This window comes from Marivirga harenae (assembly GCF_030534335.1).
GTDB lineage: Bacteria > Bacteroidota > Bacteroidia > Cytophagales > Cyclobacteriaceae > Marivirga > Marivirga harenae.
In genome coordinates this window covers 1,540,536-1,560,694 of sequence record NZ_CP130565.1, presented here as the reverse complement: position 1 = coordinate 1,560,694, position 20,159 = coordinate 1,540,536, and the positions used below count along the sequence as shown (strand labels likewise).

At 35.0% G+C, this 20,159-nt stretch carries 18 protein-coding genes; 7 read left to right on the top strand and 11 right to left on the bottom strand.

The annotated features are described in order from the left end of the window. Positions 1-31: 31 nt before the first annotated feature. Positions 32-802 (top strand): S1/P1 nuclease, encoded by a 771-nt coding sequence (locus Q3Y49_RS06650; RefSeq protein WP_303271508.1) that lies wholly within the window; start codon positions 32-34, stop codon positions 800-802. A 29-nt stretch (positions 803-831) separates the two neighbouring features. On the opposite strand, the gene Q3Y49_RS06645 is transcribed toward Q3Y49_RS06650, so the two are convergent. Next, positions 832-1,404, bottom strand: a complete 573-nt coding sequence (locus Q3Y49_RS06645; RefSeq protein WP_303271507.1) for a hypothetical protein — start codon at positions 1,402-1,404, stop codon at positions 832-834. 182 nt (positions 1,405-1,586) lie between these two features. Here Q3Y49_RS06645 and Q3Y49_RS06640 point away from each other — a divergent pair, with 182 nt between their 5' ends. After that, positions 1,587-3,596 (top strand): tetratricopeptide repeat-containing sensor histidine kinase, encoded by a 2,010-nt coding sequence (locus tag Q3Y49_RS06640; RefSeq protein WP_303271506.1) that lies wholly within the window; start codon positions 1,587-1,589, stop codon positions 3,594-3,596. Between the two features lie 9 nt (positions 3,597-3,605). On the opposite strand, the gene purE is transcribed toward Q3Y49_RS06640, so the two are convergent. The 5 genes from purE to Q3Y49_RS06615 form a co-directional block, all read right to left on the bottom strand. After that, positions 3,606-4,130 carry a 5-(carboxyamino)imidazole ribonucleotide mutase gene (gene purE / locus Q3Y49_RS06635; protein WP_303271505.1) on the bottom strand — a complete coding sequence of 175 codons (525 nt, stop codon included), beginning with the start codon at positions 4,128-4,130 and terminating at the stop codon, positions 3,606-3,608. Beyond that, complete coding sequence (locus Q3Y49_RS06630) at positions 4,127-5,263, bottom strand: 5-(carboxyamino)imidazole ribonucleotide synthase (protein ID WP_303271504.1); 1,137 nt, start codon at positions 5,261-5,263, stop codon at positions 4,127-4,129. The genes purE and Q3Y49_RS06630 overlap by 4 nt, the downstream gene beginning before the upstream one ends. Positions 5,264-5,437: 174 nt before the next feature. Then, positions 5,438-6,046, bottom strand: coding sequence for a SiaB family protein kinase (locus Q3Y49_RS06625; protein ID WP_303271503.1), 609 nt, complete (start codon positions 6,044-6,046; stop codon positions 5,438-5,440). A gap of 75 nt (positions 6,047-6,121) precedes the next feature. After that, positions 6,122-7,549, bottom strand: coding sequence for a DUF5723 family protein (locus tag Q3Y49_RS06620; protein WP_303271502.1), 1,428 nt, complete (start codon positions 7,547-7,549; stop codon positions 6,122-6,124). A gap of 11 nt (positions 7,550-7,560) precedes the next feature. Continuing rightward, positions 7,561-9,141, bottom strand: a complete 1,581-nt coding sequence (locus Q3Y49_RS06615) for a hypothetical protein (protein WP_303271501.1) — start codon at positions 9,139-9,141, stop codon at positions 7,561-7,563. A gap of 68 nt (positions 9,142-9,209) precedes the next feature. Between Q3Y49_RS06615 and Q3Y49_RS06610 the strand changes: the two genes are divergently transcribed. The 5 genes from Q3Y49_RS06610 to Q3Y49_RS06590 all read left to right on the top strand — a co-directional run bounded on the left by Q3Y49_RS06610 (position 9,210) and on the right by Q3Y49_RS06590 (position 16,164). Continuing rightward, a complete protein-coding gene (locus Q3Y49_RS06610; RefSeq protein ID WP_303271499.1) occupies positions 9,210-9,758 on the top strand; it encodes a 2'-5' RNA ligase family protein in 549 nt (182 codons plus the stop codon). A 59-nt stretch (positions 9,759-9,817) separates the two neighbouring features. Continuing rightward, entirely contained in the window at positions 9,818-10,762 is a 945-nt protein-coding gene (locus tag Q3Y49_RS06605) for a ComEA family DNA-binding protein (RefSeq protein ID WP_303271498.1), read from the top strand. Between the two features lie 69 nt (positions 10,763-10,831). Next, the gene (locus Q3Y49_RS06600) at positions 10,832-14,854 is read left to right on the top strand and encodes a DEAD/DEAH box helicase (RefSeq protein ID WP_303271497.1); all 4,023 of its coding nucleotides are present in this window, start codon (positions 10,832-10,834) and stop codon (positions 14,852-14,854) included. Positions 14,855-15,015: 161 nt separating this feature from the next. Further along, a complete protein-coding gene (locus tag Q3Y49_RS06595; protein ID WP_303271496.1) occupies positions 15,016-15,621 on the top strand; it encodes a class I SAM-dependent methyltransferase in 606 nt (201 codons plus the stop codon). Between the two features lie 72 nt (positions 15,622-15,693). Next, complete coding sequence (locus tag Q3Y49_RS06590) at positions 15,694-16,164, top strand: CBS domain-containing protein (protein WP_303271495.1); 471 nt, start codon at positions 15,694-15,696, stop codon at positions 16,162-16,164. 53 nt (positions 16,165-16,217) lie between these two features. Here the strand turns inward: Q3Y49_RS06590 and atpG are convergent, their stop codons facing one another. From atpG to atpE, 5 genes are all read right to left on the bottom strand, one after another. After that, positions 16,218-17,099, bottom strand: coding sequence for an ATP synthase F1 subunit gamma (atpG, locus tag Q3Y49_RS06585; RefSeq protein WP_303271494.1), 882 nt, complete (start codon positions 17,097-17,099; stop codon positions 16,218-16,220). A 92-nt stretch (positions 17,100-17,191) separates the two neighbouring features. Beyond that, positions 17,192-18,766: a F0F1 ATP synthase subunit alpha gene (atpA, locus tag Q3Y49_RS06580; protein WP_303271493.1), complete on the bottom strand. Its 1,575-nt coding sequence runs from the start codon at positions 18,764-18,766 to the stop codon at positions 17,192-17,194. Between the two features lie 29 nt (positions 18,767-18,795). Then, entirely contained in the window at positions 18,796-19,353 is a 558-nt protein-coding gene (atpH, locus tag Q3Y49_RS06575) for an ATP synthase F1 subunit delta (protein WP_303271492.1), read from the bottom strand. A gap of 9 nt (positions 19,354-19,362) precedes the next feature. Further along, on the bottom strand, positions 19,363-19,863 hold the full coding sequence (locus Q3Y49_RS06570) for a F0F1 ATP synthase subunit B (protein WP_303271491.1): 501 nt from the start codon (positions 19,861-19,863) through the stop codon (positions 19,363-19,365). An 82-nt stretch (positions 19,864-19,945) separates the two neighbouring features. After that, positions 19,946-20,134, bottom strand: coding sequence for an ATP synthase F0 subunit C (atpE, locus tag Q3Y49_RS06565; RefSeq protein WP_085516136.1), 189 nt, complete (start codon positions 20,132-20,134; stop codon positions 19,946-19,948). Positions 20,135-20,159: the final 25 nt, after the last annotated feature.

The following is a 20,159-nucleotide window of genomic DNA, read 5'->3' as shown; positions in this document are numbered from 1 at the left end:
AAAAGATTATCTTTACAAAAAATTAACAAATATGAAAATTAGAATAATAAGTACTTTCATTTTAAGCATTTTCACATTTTCTCAAGCTTTGGCATGGGGGCAAACTGGACATAGGGCAGTGGGAGAAGTGGCTTCCTTTTATCTGAAAAGAAAGGTAGAAAAGCGAATTAACGAGATTTTAAGCGGAGAATCTATAGCTGTAGCAAGTGTATGGATGGACAATATCAAATCTGATGACAGCTGGGATTACGCTAAACCTTGGCATTATGTTACTATTCCTGATGGAATGACGTATGATGAGACTGAGAAGAGCCCGGACGGGGACATCATTATGATGATTGAGAAAATCACAAAAGAGTTAAAAACTGGATCTTTAGATTCGAAAAGTGAACAAGAAAAACTTAAGATGTTAATTCATTTGGTTGGCGACATTCATCAGCCTTGTCATGTTGGAAATGGTGAAGACGTTGGCGGAAATGCCGTTAAGGTCAAATGGTTTGGGCAGAACTCAAATCTTCACAGAGTTTGGGATAGCGAAATGATTGATTCCAAAGCATTTAGCTATACAGAACTTGCTGATGCTGTAAACATCACTACAAAAGAGGAAATTAAAACTCTTCAGAAAAATACAATAGACGTCTGGTATCAAGAAGCAATGGATCTAAGAGGTCAAGTGTACAGTTTACCCGAAGACATGTATTTAGGCTATGAATACAGCTATAAGAATTGGGCTACAGTTCAAGATCAAATTAAAAAAGCAGGAATTAGATTAGCTGGACTACTGAACGAAATATATGGATAAGCCAGTCAGAAGTGAAGCAAAACATTGTTTCACTTCTCTTTAATCAAGATAAAATCACCTTCAACTTCAATTTTAATAAATCCATCTTTTTCTAAGTAAAAGCCTTTTCCATCCTTGCTTAAATTTTCAATAGCTACTATATCATTATTTAGAATATCAATTTTATAATTCTTAGGATACCACTTCCTAAACTTATAATTGGGAATTAGCGTGTATTTCCCGTTGTCAGTAAAAAATATTATTGGGATCAAAAACTTCACTGCCTTTTTATCATCAATCAGTTTGCTCATTAAATCTGAATCACAAAATATGTAAATAGCAGTGTATTTCTTGCCCTCAGCCCATTTATTAATGCTCCAAGCCAAATTTGAGGAATTGTAAACAAGACTTTTAGCATCCCTTATGTCAACCTCCTCTTCCTGACTTACCAAAAATCCATCCACCTTGGTTTGCTTGCTACTAAATACCTCTTCCATCTGAGGATCAATCAGCAAAATAGGAGACCATGCTAGCAATTCGGAAATCTCGTTCCAATTATCAAATAATTCAAATACTAATACCGGGGGCTCTTGTTCATCCCTTATGATATGGTGAGAAGACATATTTTAGTTATATTAATAATAATTCATTTAAACCAATGATAAGATAAATTCATTTTGTAAAATTACAGTGGAAATAACATATTTTACATAAACAATTGCTAAAAGTGAAGTTTACCTCTACTATCATAATAATATATTTACTTATTTTTTTGCCTCTTTCTATGAAAGGGCAAAATCAGACAATGATAGATAGCTTAAAGTCCACACTTTCTTCAGCGGGCCCTTCGAAAAAAATAGATATTTATAACCAATTAGCTTGGGAGTTCAGAAAATCATATCCTGATAGCACATTGCTCTATAGTCAAAATGCAATTGAAATTGCCTCCAAAAGTGCTGAACTAAATGAAAAAGTTGTAAAATCTCTAAATTTTAAGGGAGTCGGTCATTTTTATGAAGGTGAGAATATAAAAGCATTCGAACTTTATCAGCAAGCTAAAGATTCAGCTCTAATCTATGGTGATTCATTGCAATATGGTTATTCTCTTAATAATATTGGACGATTGTATTTTAATCAAGGAAACTACGTTGCTGCGTATGATAATTTTTTTCGAGCTTTAGAAATATTCGAAGCAGTACAAGATAGCATTTCTATGAGCTACGGGTACAAGAGTTTAGCAGAATTGTATCAATCTCAAAACAATCTAGAAAAGGCATTGGAAATGTCCTTAAAGACTGCTGAAATCCGTCAAATTTTTGATGACCCTTCTGGCATCATCTCCATTTATCTAGAAATTGCTGGTATTTATGGGCAAATGGAAAATTACAATTACAGCCTGAAATATTTTACCGAAGCATATGAAGTCGCTTCCACAATAAATGATGAGGCAAATCTGGCCATAATAAAATTGTCTATAGCAGAAATGAATACAAAGAGAGGGCAGCTAGCAATTGCATTAAACAATGCAAATGAAGCACTCGATTTTGCTTCAAAGGCAAAAAATGTCAACCTAATTATTCAAGTTTATTCGCTTCTAGGAGAAATACATTATTACAGAAATGAATATCAGCAAGCATTAAAATACTTCGACAAGGTTAATCAGCTAGCTACAAATAATGATATTACCTACGAACAGGAAGCTTATTATTACATTTCCATGATTTCTGAAAAGCAAGGTGAAACCGAAAAGGCTTTTGATTACTTCAAAAGATATACGACATTGAAAGAAAAAACCGAAAACGTTAATACTGCTCGTGAAATTGAAAGATTAGAAGGAAGATTAGCTTTGGAAGCAAAGGAAAAGGAAAATGAGCTATTAAAAAAGAACGAAGAAACCTACAAACAAGTAATTCAAAATCAAAGAGCTTTCAACATAGCACTAACCGCCACTATTGTACTTGCCATCATTATATTAGTTATCATTTGGATTACAGCAAACAGAAGAAGAAAACTCAATCAAATTCTTCAGACAAAGAACATAAAAATAGAAGACCAGCAAAAAAAGATTACTCTTCAGAATAAAGAAATTAAGGCACAAAATGACGAGTTAATTATTAGAAACAAAGAATTAGATGACTTGAATAATGAGAAAGACTCTCTCTTGAGCTTGGTTGCCCACGATATGAAAGCCCCTTTCCATAGAATTAAAGGCTTAACTGAATTATTACGATTATCAGGACTAAATGAAGAGCAAAGTCAATATGTGGGTATGATTAGGAATAATGCTAAACACGGGGCGTATCTAATCAATGATTTACTGGATGTTAATTCTATTGTCACAGATAAAGAAGAATTAAAATCTGAAAGCTTTGAGTTGAAAAAGATACTGGATGATACCCTTTCAAACTTTTTGATCGAGCTCACCAACAAACAAATTGAATACAAAATAGAATGTGAGCCCGGTTTGAAAGTTAATACTGATAGGAATTATATCAATCGGATACTCGAAAATTTAATTTCCAATGCAATCAAATTTTCTAATTTAGAGTCTGAAATTATCCTACGAGCAGGAGTTATTAAAAATAACTTTTGGATTAGCGTCAAAGATTTTGGACCAGGCTTCACTGAAGATGATAAAAACAACCTTTTTAAGAAATTCAAAAAGCTGTCTGCAAAACCAACTGGAGGAGAAAGTTCAAATGGACTTGGATTGGCAATAGTTAAAACTCTAGTAGATCGGTTAAACGGAAAAATCAATCTGGAAACTGAACTAGGGAAATACAGTGAATTCACTATCTACTTCCCTATCTCTTAAAATATTAAATTAAAATCCCATCTTTCCTGATTTCCAACCATTAGTTTCTACATCATTTGCAGATTTCAATACTTTATCTTTCATTTCCTTTTTAAAACTCTCCAAGCTTTTAGAGACATTTTCATCAAAATTAGATACTATTTGAGCGGCTAAAATTCCAGCATTTTTTGCTCCATCTAATGCAACAGTTGCTACTGGTACCCCGCCAGGCATTTGTAAAATAGAAAGTACTGAATCCCAGCCATCAATGGAATTACTTGATTTTACTGGCACGCCAATTACTGGCAAGGTAGTGTAGGCTGCAACCATCCCAGGCAAGTGAGCAGCCCCTCCTGCACCAGCAATAATGGCATGAAAACCATTGCCCTTAGCTGACTTTGCAAAATCCATCATTCTTTCCGGAGTTCTGTGTGCAGATACAATTGTTAGCTCATAGCTAACGTTCAATTCATCTAAAACTTTAGCCGCCTCACTCATTACTTTCAAATCTGACTGGCTACCCATTATGATGGCTATTTTCCCTTTTTGACTCATGCTTTTACCTTTAATGTTGATTTAACGATTTCGATCTTTCTTTTTAGTGAAGTCAAGCTTGGATCAGTAATGGTAACATGTCCCATTTTTCTAAATGGTTTAGTTAATTTCTTACCATATAGATGAACCGATGCCCCTGATATTCTCATGACATCTTCCATCCCCTCATACATTGCATCTCCTGTAAATCCGTCTTCACCCAAAACATTTACCATAGCAGAGCTGATTTTAGTTGAAGTATCACCAAGCGGAAGATTCAAAATGGCTCTAAGGTGCTGGTCATACTGCGACACAAAGTTGCCTTCAATGCTTTGATGTCCGCTATTGTGAGGTCTTGGTGCGATTTCATTTACCAAAATTTCATTATCATTGGTTAAGAACATTTCCACGGCTAAAATCCCTACCATTTTCAATTTCTTGATGATATCAACTGCTACGTTTTTAGCCTTTTCTGCTTCCTGTTTATCAATTATTGCAGGTGAAAGCAAGTATTCTACTAAATTATGTTCCGGGTGAAAAACCATCTCAACCACTGGAAATGAATTCACTTCTCCATCCTCATTCCTACTGACAATTACCGCCAGCTCCTTTTTGAATGGAACAAATTCTTCTAGCAGTGATGGGGCATCGAAGCCCTTTTCTATATCGTCCTGAGATTTAATTACTTGTACCCCTCTTCCATCGTAGCCCCCTTTACCAATTTTATGGACTGCAGGCAGTTTTTCAATATGCTCCTTTAAATCAGCTTTGTTGTCAGTTAGTACGAATGGGGAAGTCGGGATTCCGTTGTCTTTATAGAATTGCTTTTGAACCCTTTTGTCTTGGATCATTTCAATAATATCTGGTTGAGGATAAACCTTGACACCTTCAGATTGAAGCTTTTTCATTGCTTTGATATTGACTTTCTCAATTTCAATAGTCAAAACATCACACTCTTTGCCAAATTCGTACACCGAGTCATAATCTTCTAAATCACCAACTCTAAAATCAGCTACCAAATTTGAGCATGGAGCATGTTGATCGGGATCCATCATCTTCAAGTCAATATTGATATTGATGGCACTTTGTAAAAGCATTCTGCCTAATTGACCTCCACCTAAAACTCCAACTTTTAAATTTGTATTAAAACTCATAATGCAATTTTGAATAATTTAGAAAACAAATATAATATTTATAAATATCTATTAAACATTACAAATGCCTAACAATGCGGAAAACTCCACTTAGCTCCATTTTTTGAAAAAAACAGACATAAAAAAAGCCTTTCGGTATAGTGAAAGGCTATTGAAAAGTATACTATGAAAGGCTTATTTACCTTTTACATCTTTTATTTTATCTGCATTTATTTCCACTTTCAAGATAAATAAATCAAATTCTTCATCGATAGGTAAAAATTTATAAACCAATTTCTCCCCTGTTTTTCTCGCAATGTCAATTAAACCAAGACCGGCTCCTCCCTTATCAGAAAGCTTACCATGCTTAATCTGTTGCATGTACATTTTTTTCAGTTCATCAGCACTGGCGGCATTTACTTCATCAATAGCAGATCTTAAATCATCTACCTTGTCTCTTGCTACTTTATTGCTAGTGATTACATAATAAATATCTTCTTTATTACCAATCACAAATAAACCATTCCCAATTTGAGCATCAGTAATCTCATCGGAATGCTTATTCATGTTTTGCAGAGTTTCTACCATTACGTGGTAAACCCTCTTTTTAACATATCTATCTTCCTTTTTACGCTCCATATCTGATTCTGCCATAGAGGTAAACATCTTAGTAATTTCATGGTTGAACTCTCCCAAATAGACTAACGAAATTCCATTTCCTTGCATTTCAGAAAATAGACTTAGTACTGATTTGATGAAATTTACATTTAAATCCATCTTGTTTTCATTTATGTTATCTATCATCAATAATTAGATTTTATTTCCTTTTTTATAAGATACTTCTAACTTTTTCCAAATTAGTAGATTTTTTTTGAAAAATCAGTCAATTCCCAAATCAATTGTATCAATTGTATTTTTACTGTTCTTTTTTGCCCTTGTTTTGCCCTTATTTACATTTCCAAAGGTATGATTAATACCAAATCTAAAATCAACTGCTCTACCTTGCATGGGGTTTACAATAGATAATAAATCGTTGGTTGCCAGGACAATCTGGAATGGTACTAAATTCAATGTCACCCCTGTCCCAAAATTGTTTACTCTACCATTCATTAGAGTTGCCGAAAAAGCAAAATTAAAGAACGTGCCTGCCTGAAAGTTATACATACCCGTAAAAGCTGGAATCAATGTGCCTCTATATAATTCAGAATACAATATAGCCGAAGCTGTCTGTCTTCTACTTAATTGATAAGACGCCCCTGCATAGATTCTCGCAGTCAAGGATGTTGCAAATGATTCATCTGTGGTTTCAGCTATTTCCAAATCATTTATAACACTATCAAAATCATTGATAACTGAGATATCTTCTCCGTTTATTAATTCAACAACATCGATCCCACTAAAATTATACTGAAATGAAGGGACAGCTAATTTTGTGGCATATTGGCTATTCCAATTAATAAATCCTAAATCATTCAGACTAGCAAAAAATCTTATCTTCCTGCTGAATTCATAGGTGGCTCCCAGATCCAATCCAAATCCACCATTTGAAAGCAAAGAGCTTCTGATATCATCACTTTCAAAATCTTCATCAGAAACTGAAGCAGCAATCCCTGCAGTTCTAATATCAAATTGATTGACGTCTATTGCGAGAGAATCCCCTCTAAAATCCTTATTCCCGTAAGTTCTTAATCTAGCATCAAAGTTTTTAATATCAGCGTATCCATGGCCAATTAAATATTTAATTCTTATTCCTGCCGTCATTTTTCCTCCCAAAATCTCTCGTCCGTGAGATACTCCTATCTCAGTGTAACCCATTAATTTAGTCGAAAATCTATTTAAATCAAGAAGCCCATCCTTCAATTCATCACTAGCGTTTCCTAAGACCGCAAACTGAAAGAACTCTCTTGGGAGGCTAACTCTAGCTGTAGTTCTAGTATTAATGCTTACTGCAGTATAGCTAGTTAAGCCTCGTATTCCTAAGTGAAACAAATTAATATTATTGTTCGAGCTAATCCTATTATTGCGTTTTATAGCACTAAGAATATTATTTGAATTTAGACTACCGTCCTCATCTTTTGTATTTAACAGTTCAAGGTTTGTAAAATTTTGTGCCGTATTAATATGAAATCCGGACAAGCCAGGAAGACCGAAGGAAAATTTGTAGTCAGGTAAAATTGCAGGATTTAAATTATTCGCCTGTGGCAAGGTCTTGTTAAGTCCATAAGAAATCATATCAGATTGTGCCAAAGCCTTGCTGCCATTCCAAATAAACAATATCAATAATGAGCTATATATAATCTTTTTCATAATTCCCTGGATTAAAAGTTTACATTATATTTAGCCTGAACCGCCAAATTAAATTGAACTGAAGCATCGGAAGTTATCCGAACTACACTACTACCATTATTGGTAGTTGCGACAGTAGCCCTAATCCCAACTCTTTTAACTTCCTTCAAATCCTGTAGTTCGTTTGAACTAGTACTAGGATTATCCTCTAATCTTATAATATCATTAATAGTCGTTGGTTGATCTTCCGTGCCCCCTGCCAAAAACTTACCATCGAATAAATTCATTATAACAGTACTATCTTCATCTAATAAATCTGCAGTGAAGTCTAGGTCAATTGGTAAAGAATTTTCAGAGGTGAACTTGAATAAAGCATACTGTAACTCTTGGGTATCGATGCCTTCCAACGAAACGGTCTCATTGATTTCCAGACCACTTAAACTAAATTCCAGAGGCAAATTAATTTCATACCCCACTTGAATGTACGAGTCCCTTGTTACGAAATTATTAGGAATATCATTAGGGTCAATTAAACCATCAATTTGCAAGCTAACCGAATCAGGCATATTATTAATTAGGTTTTTAAATACATTGTCGAAGTTCACCTCTGATACAGCAACAGAGCCTTCTTCGGAAGCTTCTAAATCGATGGCATTGTTTATTGGCTCTTCAGTAGATTCCCCATTTTTAAAGGATGTGAAATTATTTACATCAAAACGAACCGGCAGCCCCATTGAATTAGAAAACATTATTCTAAATTGTGGATTCTCAAAATAATATTCTATATCATTTAATAGCTCACTATCATCCAAAAAGTCTGTTTGAACTGTATTTGATTCAGTACTAATATTTTGAGAGCTTAAATCTCCGTAAAGTGCTCCAAAATCCATATCCTGAAACCCAATATTTACATCTAAACTGTTCACTCCAAAAACTAAATCTTGATTAACTCTGGAAAGGGATAGTTCAAAGGAAAGCTGTACTTGTCCTTGAGTAGGGTCACCATTAAAGCTAAAGGCAATATCGTTAAACTGATTTACACTTTGGTCCGTGGATATAGGGTTAAACCCATCATAAATAAAATTTTGATTATAATCCAATATAGAATTGTCGTTAGGATCTTCCATTGAAAATGATAAATCTACATTGGCAGGAAAATCTTCTTCCACTTCTATTGCAACTTCACCCGCGTCAATTACGATTTCATCTAAATTTGCCGGATTTGGATAATCAATCATTACTTCTCGCAATACCGTTACTTCACCATTCGAATTGAACAAATCAATTTCTTCTTCTGTCAAAATGATAGGAGGAACATTTAAGGACGTATTGTTTAAAGTGTAATATTCTGAAGCGGATTGGCTAAACAAACTATCATCAGAAATGGAAATCACAATTGTCCTATTGGCATCAGTCGTAAAATCAATACTGCTGGAATTTGATTCTAATATTTCCGTAAGCGTAAACTTTGAATCAATCAAGGGAATCCCAAGTTCTGGGCTCCATTTAATGTCTTCAACAGACAATTCACTCAGCTCAGAATAGCAACCACCAATAAAAACTGATGCAAAAAGTGCCAAATAGAAGCCCGATTTTCTGAAAATCCATTTCATATTATTAAATTTTGATTCAAATCTACCTAAAATTGAATGATTACTATAAAATATAGAAATAAAAATATATGGAAAAATCAATGTTTTTTATAGGAATTTGCCCTCCTCATCCATTAGAAAGGGAAGTTCATGGAATTAAACAGGAGTTTTATCAAAAATATGGGATCAAGGGCGCTTTTCGTTCAAAAGCACATATTACGCTACAAATGCCTTTCAAATTGGCTATCAGTAAAGAAGATCTTTTTTTATCAGCATTAACACAACTTTTACAAAATCAAAAAAACTTTACTGTTCAGCTTAAGGATTTTGGATGTTTTGAACCAAGGGTAGTTTTTATTAACGTAATGGATAATTTTGATCTCAATGAACTACAAAAATCGGTTGCGAACTTTATGAGGCAATTTCAAATTTTTAATGATACACACAGAAAAAATGGCTTTGCCCCTCATATAACAATCGCATTTCGTGATTTGAAAAAACCTATCTTTTATGAGATTTGGAGTGAGGTTAAAGATCGCACTTTTCAGAATTCATTTTTGGCCGATTCGCTAACTGTCTTCAAACATAATGGCAAAGCTTGGGATATATTTAAGGAAATCAAATTTGGTTATACTTGATAATTGCAGTTTCCAAAATCCTTCTTTACTTTAGTATTTAACTAAAGCCTTACTCAATAATGAAGCAAAAAATCAGAATATGGCTTCGGAATTTTTTTGGATTTTCAAGAACTGAGACCAACGGATTTATAATTCTCGTCCTTTTGATGCTTATCATACTTGCCGCACCGTTTGCTTCTCGTCAACTATATAATATTTACAGCAAGAGCGTACAGTCTGCAGACGACAAAAAACAGCTAAAATCTCTAATGGCGGAGCTTAAAAATTCAGTGGAGATTAAAACAGTAGAAAACAATAATGAAATCTTTAAAACATTTGATCTAAATAAATCTAGCGTTCATCAGCTGATTTCAGCAGGCTTTCCTGAATACCTTGCCGAGAGGATCGTAAAATACCGAAAAAAGATAAAACCCTTTGAGTCAAAATCAGAGCTTTTGAAAATATACGGAATGGATAGCTCCTTGTATGAGAAAATTCATCCGTTTATAATGCTTACGAAAATTACACCTAAAGCTGAAGAGAAATTTGAAACTGGTAGTAACAAGGACAACACGATTAAGAAAGAAAAAGACACTAAACGAACGACTGAAAAAGTAAAAATCCAACGATTCGATATTAACAAAGCAGATACTGCCCAATTGCAAAATATATTTGGTATAGGTCCTGCTTACTCACAACGGATTACCAAATATCGAGATTATTTAGGTGGCTTTAATTCTCTGGATCAGCTTGAAGAGGTATATGGATTAAAGAAAGAAAATTTAGATTCTCTTCTCAAGTATGTCTTTATTGAACAGAAAAAAAACTTAAAGCAACTTAAAGTTAATCAACTTAATGCTGACAGTTTGGTACAACATCCGTATATTTCCTACAAAGAAGCAAATGTGATTATCAATTACAGAAATCAACATGGGAAATTCAATTCGAGTGAGGACCTACATTCCATCATGATTTTGGATAGTAGCTGGGTGCAAAAAGTAAGCCCTTATCTTTCATTTGAGTAGTCAATTTCAAAACTCACTTACAAAAAAGCCAATATTTTCTTAACTTGATTCTTTGCTAATTATTAATATATGCACGACATCCTAAGGTATTATTTAAAACGGCTAACGAATCTTTCCGGCACCAATAGGTCACTCCTACTGTTGCGCTTGATTTCTGACCAAACCTTAGATTTACATGACTTCGATTTCCTGTTAAATAGAAGTTCTTTTTCCTTAATAGAGGATTTAATTGCAAGAAAGAAACACATTCCTCTTTCTGCCATCTCAGATCCCCGGCTCGAAAAAAATAATATCATGAGCAGGAAGTTGAAAAAGTTAAAGAGAATTGAAAAATTTATATATGACGAAAGAGGAGCAAAAGACCTTTATGTTGGATGGCCTTTTGTTAGAGGCAAATTTCAGGGCGGAACCTCTGTTCGCTGCCCACTTATTTTTTTTCCTATTGAAGTAAATGAAGTGAATGGTCAATGGGTGATGGAGTTAAGAGAAGATGTCAATATCACCTTCAATAAATCGTTCCTATTAGCCTATGCGCATTTTCATGGAATTAAAATAAGCGATGAGCTTATAGAGAAAGTATTTGAAATCTATGATCCTGATAGCAGAGTCTTCAGAACTGATTTGTATCAAATTTTTAAAGAAAGTCCGATAGAACTCAACTTCAATCAAGATAATTTTATGGATGTACTGCATCCCTTTAAGGATTTTAAAAAATCTGATTTTGAAACTTACGAGAAAGAAGGCGAACTTAAGCTGTATCCAGAAGCAGTCATTGGGATTTTCCCGCAAAGTGGTTCTTACTTAGTACCTGATTATACATACCTTCTAGAAAAAGATCAGGAAGTTAAAGATATAGAAGAGTTTTTCTTAAGTAGAAACCCAGATAAACAAACCGAAGATCCTTCTGATTACTCCCAACGGTATCGATTTATTGAGAGCGTCAAGGAAGAGGAAACCTTCACCGTATTCCCTATGGATGCCTATCAGGAAAATGCCCTGAAAGCGGTGAAGAAAGGGAATTCATTAGTAGTGCAAGGCCCTCCCGGAACTGGAAAGTCTCAATTGATAAGTAATTTAGTAACAGACTTCATTGCCCGAGGTAAACGAGTATTGGTGGTTTGCCAAAAAAGAGCTGCCCTTGATGTAATTCATGAGCGCATGAAGTCAATTGATATGCAACCCTTCGTAGCCCTAGTACATGATTTCAAGAACGATCGAAAAGCTATATTCGAACAAATCCAAAATCAAATTGACAGATTAGAAGAGTATGAAGCCAAAAATAATGGCCTAGATTCTGTGCAAATTGAAAGAGAATTTCTGAAAACCAGCAGAATTATTGATCAGATTGTTGAAGAAAAAGAGGAATATAGATTGGCATTATTTGATGAATCAGAATGTGGTATTTCCGCTAAGGAGCTCTATTTAAATTGCAATTTTAATGATACTAAAATCAATTTAAAGCAGATTCACCGGCACTTTCATAAAAAACAAATTGAAGACTTCGCTAAGAAACTAGTTCATTTTCAAACCTATGTGGATGATTTCAGTAAGGATGATTTCATTTGGCAAGATCGTGTGAATTTCAAAAACTTTGATCTGAGTGACAAAGCGGAGATTGTAAAATTGTTGGAAAAAATTCCGTCCTATTTCCAACAGACGTCTGAAAAATCAAAGAAACTGGTTGGTTCATCAATGAGCTTGAAAGAATTTGAAGATGTAGTGGAGCATCAAGAAAAATTAAATCAACTCGAAGAATTACTAAATACAACTGCTTATCAATACTTACTTCACATGTTCAATTATTCTGATGACAATACAAATGCCTTATGGCTCAGCAATGTCCAAAGGGTACTAAATGATTGTTATAAAGATGGTGGAATTGAAAGCAGTTTGCAGTCAAAAGATTTAGGGAGTTTACAAAAAATCATCCAGTTAAGAAGACAATCTCGAAAAAGACCTACCAAGTGGATCCATTGGCTACTATTTGCGAAAGAGAAATACTTTTTGAAAAAGGTCTTGCTAGCCAACAGCCTTCCCGTGAATAGTGCAGGAGTAAAAGACTTGGAGAAACGACTGGATAATCGCCTCAATTTTGAGCATAATATGACGAAACTCAAAAAACAAACATGGTTAAAAGATATTCCATCGACCAAAAATCAGATGGAACTAAATCATTGGTTTCAAGAGCAAACTCAAGCTATAAAGTCGAAAGAAATTATAAGCTCTTTCACTAATTTCAAAGCATTTTCCTTAATTGAAGGAAAAACCCTATCAGAATTCTTAGAAAAAATTAAGGCTATTATTCAATTATCTGAGGATACTATTAAAGAGAAAAATGAATGGAAACGGTATCTCACTAGAACCCAAATTGATCAGCTAGAACAAGAAAGATTACCGCAGACTTACATTAAAACATTCCAAAGGCACTTTGATGAACTAGTTCAATTTGACCAGCTTTATGAAAGTTTAGAGAATCATGAGAAAGAGGTAGTAAAGCTACTAAATGAAAGTGAAGTCACTATTGATCATCATAATATTAAAGCCATTTTCTTGAACAGCATTTATTTAGAATGGATCAATCATATTGAAACCAAGTATCCAATTTTACGAGAGGTCTCCACAAGAAAATTTGATAAACAAACTGATGATCTCCAATATGAAATTGAAAGTAAATTAAAATTAAGTACTGATATTCTTAACCTAAAAGTACGGGAAAGGACATTTGCAAATGTTGAATATAACCGATTGAATAATCGGATTTCTTACAGAGACTTGAGCCATCAGGTTACAAAAAAACGACAAATATGGCCAATAAGAAGGGTTATTCAGGAATTTCAAGATGAATTGTTTGATCTTATACCATGCTGGATGGCTAGTCCTGAATCAGTTTCCGCTATTTTTCCCATGGAGGAAATTTTTGATTTGGTAATTTTTGATGAAGCCTCTCAATGCTTTGTTGAGAAAGGAATTCCTGCTATGTACAGAGGAAAGCAAGTGTTGGTAGCTGGGGATGATAAACAGCTAAGTCCAAATGACCTTTATAAAGTACGATGGGAAGAGGAAGAAGTGGACCATCCTGATTTGGAAATTGACTCTTTATTGGATTTGGCCAACAAATATGTAATGAACCTGCACTTGGCTGGACATTATAGAAGTAAATCATTAGATCTTATAGAGTTCTCTAACCGTCATTTCTACAAGAACCGACTCCGTTTACTGCCTGACTTCAATTATATTAACAAAGCTGACCCAGGAATTGATTATATCAAAGTAGAAGGTATTTGGGAACAAAATGCCAATGAAGTTGAAGCCCTGAATGTAGTAGATCTAATAAAGGAATATCTAAAAAATGAACCTGAAAAAGAAATAGGTGTAGTCACTTTTAATGCGCCACAACAAAGTCTGATTTGGGATATTTTAGAAGAACAGATTGCAAAAGGGCATCTAACTTTACCCAGCAAATTCTTTGTGAAAAATATTGAAAATGTTCAAGGTGATGAAAAAGATATCATCATTTTCAGCACCGGCTATGCTCCTGATAAGTCTGGCAGATTACGAATGCAATTTGGGAGCATCAATGCTCCAAAAGGAGAAAACAGATTGAACGTGGCTATCACGAGGGCCCGTGAGAAGGTAATCATCGTTAGTAGCTTGTTCCCTGACCAGCTCAAGGTGGATGATGCTAAAAACAATGGGCCGAAGCTCTTAAAATCTTACTTACAATATGCCTTAGATGTTTCCAAGGGTAACTTTAAACCTGTGCCAAGTCCAGTCGATAGCTTCGAAAGTAGTTGGTTCCTAAAATTGAAGGTAAAAGAGAAGTTAGAAAACAGTATGAAAACCATAAAAGCAGAAGAAGAATTGCCTTTTGCTGATCTGAGTTTTAAGGATAAAGAGCAGTACAAAGGTTTGCTACTGTCAGATGATAATCTCTTTTACGACAATCCTTCGGTTAAAGACATCTTTGCTTATACTCCCTCCTTATTATCAAAAATGAACTGGCCGTACATTCAAATCAAGAGTCGAAATTTCTGGAATGATAGGGAGGAGTTGATGGAAAGAGTTGTGCAATTTGTGAAAAGGAACGATTAAGTTTACCCAATTTAGGTTCTCGTATGACTGCCTGACGAGTCCCGAGCTAAAATATGTATGTATATGAATAAGCATTTCTTTCATCTTCTTTCACTTCAGAATCGCTTCTATTTATGATGCATGAACAAGAAAATTGCAGATTATGTAAAACCCTGAGCCCCATGTTTCACATCACAAATGATAGATATTATTTCAAATGCCCAAATTGTGGTGGAATATTTTTATCTCAGTTATTTCTACCTAATGAAGCAAGAGAACTAGATCGTTATGAAGCCCACAACAATAATGTGAGAGATACTCATTATCGTCAATTCGTTTCTCCTATTACGGAAGCGATAATTGCTTATTTTAACAAACAACACATAGGATTAGATTTTGGTGCCGGTCCGGGTCCTGTGATCACCACTGTTTTACGAGAAAACGGATATCAAGTGGAATCATACGATCCCTTTTTTGACAATAGACCGGAAGTTCTCAACATAGCCTATGATTACGTAGCTTGCTGTGAAGTAGCTGAGCACTTTCATCAACCGTACTTGGAGTTTGAACAGCTGAAGTCTCTGCTGAAGCCTGGTGGTAAACTATTTATTATGACTGACCTTTACAAAGAAAAAATCAATTTTGACAACTGGTACTATAAAGATGATCTGACACATGTGTTTTTCTACCAAAAACAGACTTTTAAATGGATTCAAGACTCGCTCGGGTTTCACGACTTAGAAATAAAAGGCAGGCTTATTACCTTCAGTAGATCATCAAATTCCTGACTTGTAAAGCTTTAAGTTTGATTTGATTAAATATAATTGTATATTATACAACACTAAACTATTTTTTCAATCATGGTCAAGAGCTATCAAGGAGCATTCATCAAAAAAGAATCGAAGCAACAAGAACAAAAAAGCGTCTCAGTTGCCGATTACATGGCTAGAAATCTTATCACTTTCAATCAGCATCAAACAATTTACGAAGCCATGGATATTTTGATGAAAAAGAAAATATCTGGTGGACCGGTTGTAGACGAGGAAAACAATTTAATAGGTGTGATTTCAGAAGGTGATTGCCTAAAAGAAATTGTTAAAGGCAAATACAATAATTCACCAAAACTACCTGGCTTAGTAAAAGATTATATGGCTACTAATATTATTCACATTGATCCCGACACGAATATTTTCGAGGCAGCCAATATGTTTCTTAGGATGCGGTTTAGAAGATTCCCTGTTTTAAAAGAGGGGAAATTAGTTGGACAAATAAGCCAACGCGATATAATGAGGGCAGTACGAGACAGTCAAGAAGTGAACTGGAAGCATTAAAAAAGCCGAAAAAATAATCTTTCGGCTTTCTTCATTATATGTCTACTTTGAAATTAGTCAGCAGCTAATGCTTCTGCTCCAGCTGTGATTTCTAATATCTCTGTTGTAATAGCTGCCTGTCTAGTTCTATTATAAGTCAATCTTAATTCTTTCAACAATTCACCTGCATTTTCTGTCGCCTTGTCCATAGCTGTCATTCGTGCTCCGTGCTCTGATGCGTTTGAATCTAAAAGCGCTTTAAATAATTGCGTCTTTAATGACGTTGGAATTAATTCCTTTTCTATATAATCTCTAGAAGGCTCGTATGAATACGCGTGATCTGTATCAGCTTCTCCTTCATTTTCTGCTCTAGCAATTGGAAGAAACTGTTCCTGATTCAGTACTTGAGTAGCAGCATTTTTGAACTCATTGTAAATGATTTCAACTTTATCATAAGTCCCCTTCTCAAATTCATCCATTACAAATTGTGCTGCTTCACTGACATCTTCAAAATTCAATCTATTAAATAGGTCAATGTAATCAGCATTATTGGGAAGCTTATTTCTCTTTAGAAAGTCTGCGGCCTTTTTACCAATTGTCATAAAATGCAAATTACCATTTTCCGCAATTGACTTGTATTCACCTTCCATTAAGCTTTTAACCCTACGTGTGACTGTACTATTAAAAGCTCCGCAAAGACCTTTATCAGAAGTTACCAAAATCAATAAAACCTTCTCTACAGTCCTTTCTTTAGCATAAGGATTGTTCATATCTTCCCCACTGCCACTTACGTTCTGTAGAATAGCAGATAGTTTTTGGGAATAAGGACGCATCATCGTGATTCTATCCTGCGCACGCTTCAACTTCGCTGCAGCCACCATTTTCATGGCTTTGGTTATTTGTTGTGTTGAAACAACTGAACTAATCCTATTTTTTACTTCCTTCAGATTTGCCATACAGCCTTTTATCTATTTTAACCTCTAATATTTAAAGGAAAAAGTTAATCTTAAAACGTAGTAAAGGAGCTATGCTTAGCTCCTTAAAAATATTAATATTTAGATGATAAATCGTCCGCTACCTTCTTCACTACTGCGATCAAATCATCATTAATTTTACCTGATTTAAAAGCATCAAGTGTCTCTTTCTCTTGGTTTTCCATCATCATGGCAAACTCCTTTTCGAAAGCTCTAACCTTATCAACAGGGACTCTATCTAAGAATCCTTTTGTAGAAGCAATAATAATCGCCACTTGCTGCTCCACAGCAACAGGAGAATACTGTCCTTGCTTCAAGATTTCTTGGTTTCGCTTACCTCTTTCAATGATTCTTTTCGTTGCTGGATCCAAATCAGAACCAAACTTAGAGAAAGCCTCTAATTCACGGAACTGAGCTTGATCTAGCTTCAAGGTACCAGATACTTTTTTCATTGATTTAATCTGCGCATTACCACCTACACGAGATACTGAAATACCAACGTTAATAGCGGGTCTAATACCAGCATTAAACAAGTTGGTTTCTAAGAATATCTGACCATCTGTAATCGAAATTACGTTTGTTGGGATATACGCTGAAACATCACCCGCCTGGGTTTCAATAATTGGAAGCGCAGTTAAAGAACCTCCACCTTTTACTTTATCCTTCAAAGAAGGTGGCAAGTCATTCATATCTTTAGCAATAGTATCGTCATTAATTACTTTTGCAGCTCTTTCCAATAAACGAGAGTGTAAGTAAAATACATCTCCTGGATATGCTTCACGTCCTGGAGGTCTTCTTAATAGCAAAGAAACCTCACGATATGCAACCGCTTGTTTAGATAAATCATCATAAACAACCAATCCCGGACGACCTGTATCTCTGAAGTACTCACCGATAGCAGCACCAGCGAAAGGGGCAAAGAACTGCAAAGGAGCTGGATCAGCTGCAGAAGCAGAAACAATAGTAGTATAAGCCATTGCACCAGCTTTCTCTAACTCTGCAACGATTTGAGCTACAGTAGAAGCTTTCTGTCCGATAGCTACATATATACAATAAACTGGATTACCAGCATCATAGAATTCTTTTTGATTAATAATGGCATCAATCGCCACGGCCGTTTTACCAGTCTGACGGTCACCAATAATCAACTCCCGCTGACCCCTACCAACAGGAATCATAGCATCAATTGATTTAATACCCGTTTGAAGAGGCTCACTAACTGGCTCACGGAATATTACACCTGGAGCTTTACGCTCTAAAGGCATATCAAAAAGTTCACCTTCGATCGGCCCTTTTCCATCAATTGGCTGCCCCAAAGTATCAACTACTCTACCAGCAATGCCATCTCCCACTTTAATTGAAGCAATTTTTCCTGTTCTTTTTACAGCATCGCCTTCTTTAATTCCTTGAGAGCTACCGAACAATACAGCACCAACGTTATCTTCTTCCAAGTTCAACACCAATGCTTGTAAGCCGTTTTCAAATTCCAACAACTCACCGGATTGTGCTTGTGTTAAGCCATAAATTCTTGCCACACCATCACCAACTTGAAGGACGGTACCAACTTCTTCTAATTGAGCTTCTGTTTTGAAGCCTGAAAGTTGTTCTCTTAATATTGCTGAAACCTCGTCTGGTCTAACCTCTGCCATTATTCTATTATTATAGGTTAATTAATTTTTTAAATCTGTTTGATATATTGATTTCGGGTTAATTCCCTTCTTAAATCATTCATCTTACTTTGAATGGATTCATCAATTTGCTTATCACCCACGCGGATTAAAAAGCCACCAATCAAAGATTCATCTACTTTTTCGCTTAATTCAACCTCCTTACCGGAAATCTCTTTAACTATTTTAATCACTTCAGAACGCAAACTATCATCCAGTTTGAATGTAGTGCTTACTTCAGCAGTAATAATCCCCTTATGCTCATTATAAAGCTGCTTGAAAACTTTTGCCATTTCAGGTAAAACAGACTCCCTGTGTTTTCTTGAAACAATATCAAAAAACAAAGATGTCATTTCTTGTACCTTATCTTTGAATACTGCCCTGATAACAGCAGCCTTTTTCACGCTCTCCAAAATCGGATTATCTAACATAAGGATAAACTCTCTGTTTTCCTTACAGACCTTAGATAACAGCTCCATATCCTCCTTAATCTCTTCTAGCTGATTTTTCTCAACTGCGAGATCAATTAAAGATTTGGAATAACGGGATGCAATTCTATATTCTGACATTTGATCAGATTAATTGAGTTTTAAATCTTTCATGAAATCTTCCGCTAAAGCCTTTTGTGCTTTATCGTCAGATAAGTTTTTACGGATAAGCTTTTCGGCTATATTTAATGAAAGTTCTGCAACTTTAGTAGTTACTTCTTTCAAAGCAGCATTTTTCTCCACCTCGATAGAGCTTTTAGCGTCCGCAATCATTTTGTCAGCTTGCTTTGCTGCATCAGATTTAGCTTCCTCCTTTATTTTATTAGCAATATCCGTTGCTTCTTTCAATAGCTTATCTCTCTCTAATCTTGCCTCTTGCAGTAGTTTTTGATTATCAGCCTGCAACTTTGCCATTTCTTCTTTTGCATTTTCAGCTGATTGCAATGCATCTGCAATACTGCCTTCTCTAGCTTTTAATGAGTTCAAAATTGGCTTCCAAGCAAACTTTGACAATAAAAACAAGAGAACAAGGAAAATGAAGAGCTGCATGAAAAACAAGCCCGGAGAAAAGTCATTTATTAATTGTTCCATCTCTTAATTTGATTAATTTAAGTTTTAAAAAACGCTATTTGCAGCCTAGCGCATACAAATAGCGTTACTTTTTAGGATTAAATCATCCAGCAAGGATCAAAGCACCAAATGCTAATCCTTCTAATAATGCACCGATGATAATCATAGCGGTCTGAATTTTTCCAGAAGCCTCAGGTTGTCTAGCAATACCTTCCATTGCTTTTCCACCAATTTGACCTAGTCCGATACCAGCACCGATTACGATTAATCCTGCTCCAATTAAATTGTACATGATAGTTGATTTATATTAAATTAAA

Bases quoted from the DNA above. Each gene is read 5' to 3' on its own strand.
- Q3Y49_RS06650 (WP_303271508.1), top strand. From the start codon at position 32: ATGAAAATTAGAATAATAAGTACTTTCATTTTAAGCATTTTCACATTT.
- Q3Y49_RS06645 (WP_303271507.1), bottom strand. From the start codon at position 1,404: ATGTCTTCTCACCATATCATAAGGGATGAACAAGAGCCCCCGGTATTA.
- Q3Y49_RS06640 (WP_303271506.1), top strand. From the start codon at position 1,587: ATGATAGATAGCTTAAAGTCCACACTTTCTTCAGCGGGCCCTTCGAAA.
- purE (WP_303271505.1), bottom strand. From the start codon at position 4,130: ATGAGTCAAAAAGGGAAAATAGCCATCATAATGGGTAGCCAGTCAGAT.
- Q3Y49_RS06630 (WP_303271504.1), bottom strand. From the start codon at position 5,263: ATGAGTTTTAATACAAATTTAAAAGTTGGAGTTTTAGGTGGAGGTCAA.
- Q3Y49_RS06625 (WP_303271503.1), bottom strand. From the start codon at position 6,046: ATGATAGATAACATAAATGAAAACAAGATGGATTTAAATGTAAATTTC.
- Q3Y49_RS06620 (WP_303271502.1), bottom strand. From the start codon at position 7,549: ATGAAAAAGATTATATATAGCTCATTATTGATATTGTTTATTTGGAAT.
- Q3Y49_RS06615 (WP_303271501.1), bottom strand. From the start codon at position 9,141: ATGAAATGGATTTTCAGAAAATCGGGCTTCTATTTGGCACTTTTTGCA.
- Q3Y49_RS06610 (WP_303271499.1), top strand. From the start codon at position 9,210: ATGGAAAAATCAATGTTTTTTATAGGAATTTGCCCTCCTCATCCATTA.
- Q3Y49_RS06605 (WP_303271498.1), top strand. From the start codon at position 9,818: ATGAAGCAAAAAATCAGAATATGGCTTCGGAATTTTTTTGGATTTTCA.
- Q3Y49_RS06600 (WP_303271497.1), top strand. From the start codon at position 10,832: ATGCACGACATCCTAAGGTATTATTTAAAACGGCTAACGAATCTTTCC.
- Q3Y49_RS06595 (WP_303271496.1), top strand. From the start codon at position 15,016: ATGTTTCACATCACAAATGATAGATATTATTTCAAATGCCCAAATTGT.
- Q3Y49_RS06590 (WP_303271495.1), top strand. From the start codon at position 15,694: ATGGTCAAGAGCTATCAAGGAGCATTCATCAAAAAAGAATCGAAGCAA.
- atpG (WP_303271494.1), bottom strand. From the start codon at position 17,099: ATGGCAAATCTGAAGGAAGTAAAAAATAGGATTAGTTCAGTTGTTTCA.
- atpA (WP_303271493.1), bottom strand. From the start codon at position 18,766: ATGGCAGAGGTTAGACCAGACGAGGTTTCAGCAATATTAAGAGAACAA.
- atpH (WP_303271492.1), bottom strand. From the start codon at position 19,353: ATGTCAGAATATAGAATTGCATCCCGTTATTCCAAATCTTTAATTGAT.
- Q3Y49_RS06570 (WP_303271491.1), bottom strand. From the start codon at position 19,863: ATGGAACAATTAATAAATGACTTTTCTCCGGGCTTGTTTTTCATGCAG.
- atpE (WP_085516136.1), bottom strand. From the start codon at position 20,134: ATGTACAATTTAATTGGAGCAGGATTAATCGTAATCGGTGCTGGTATC.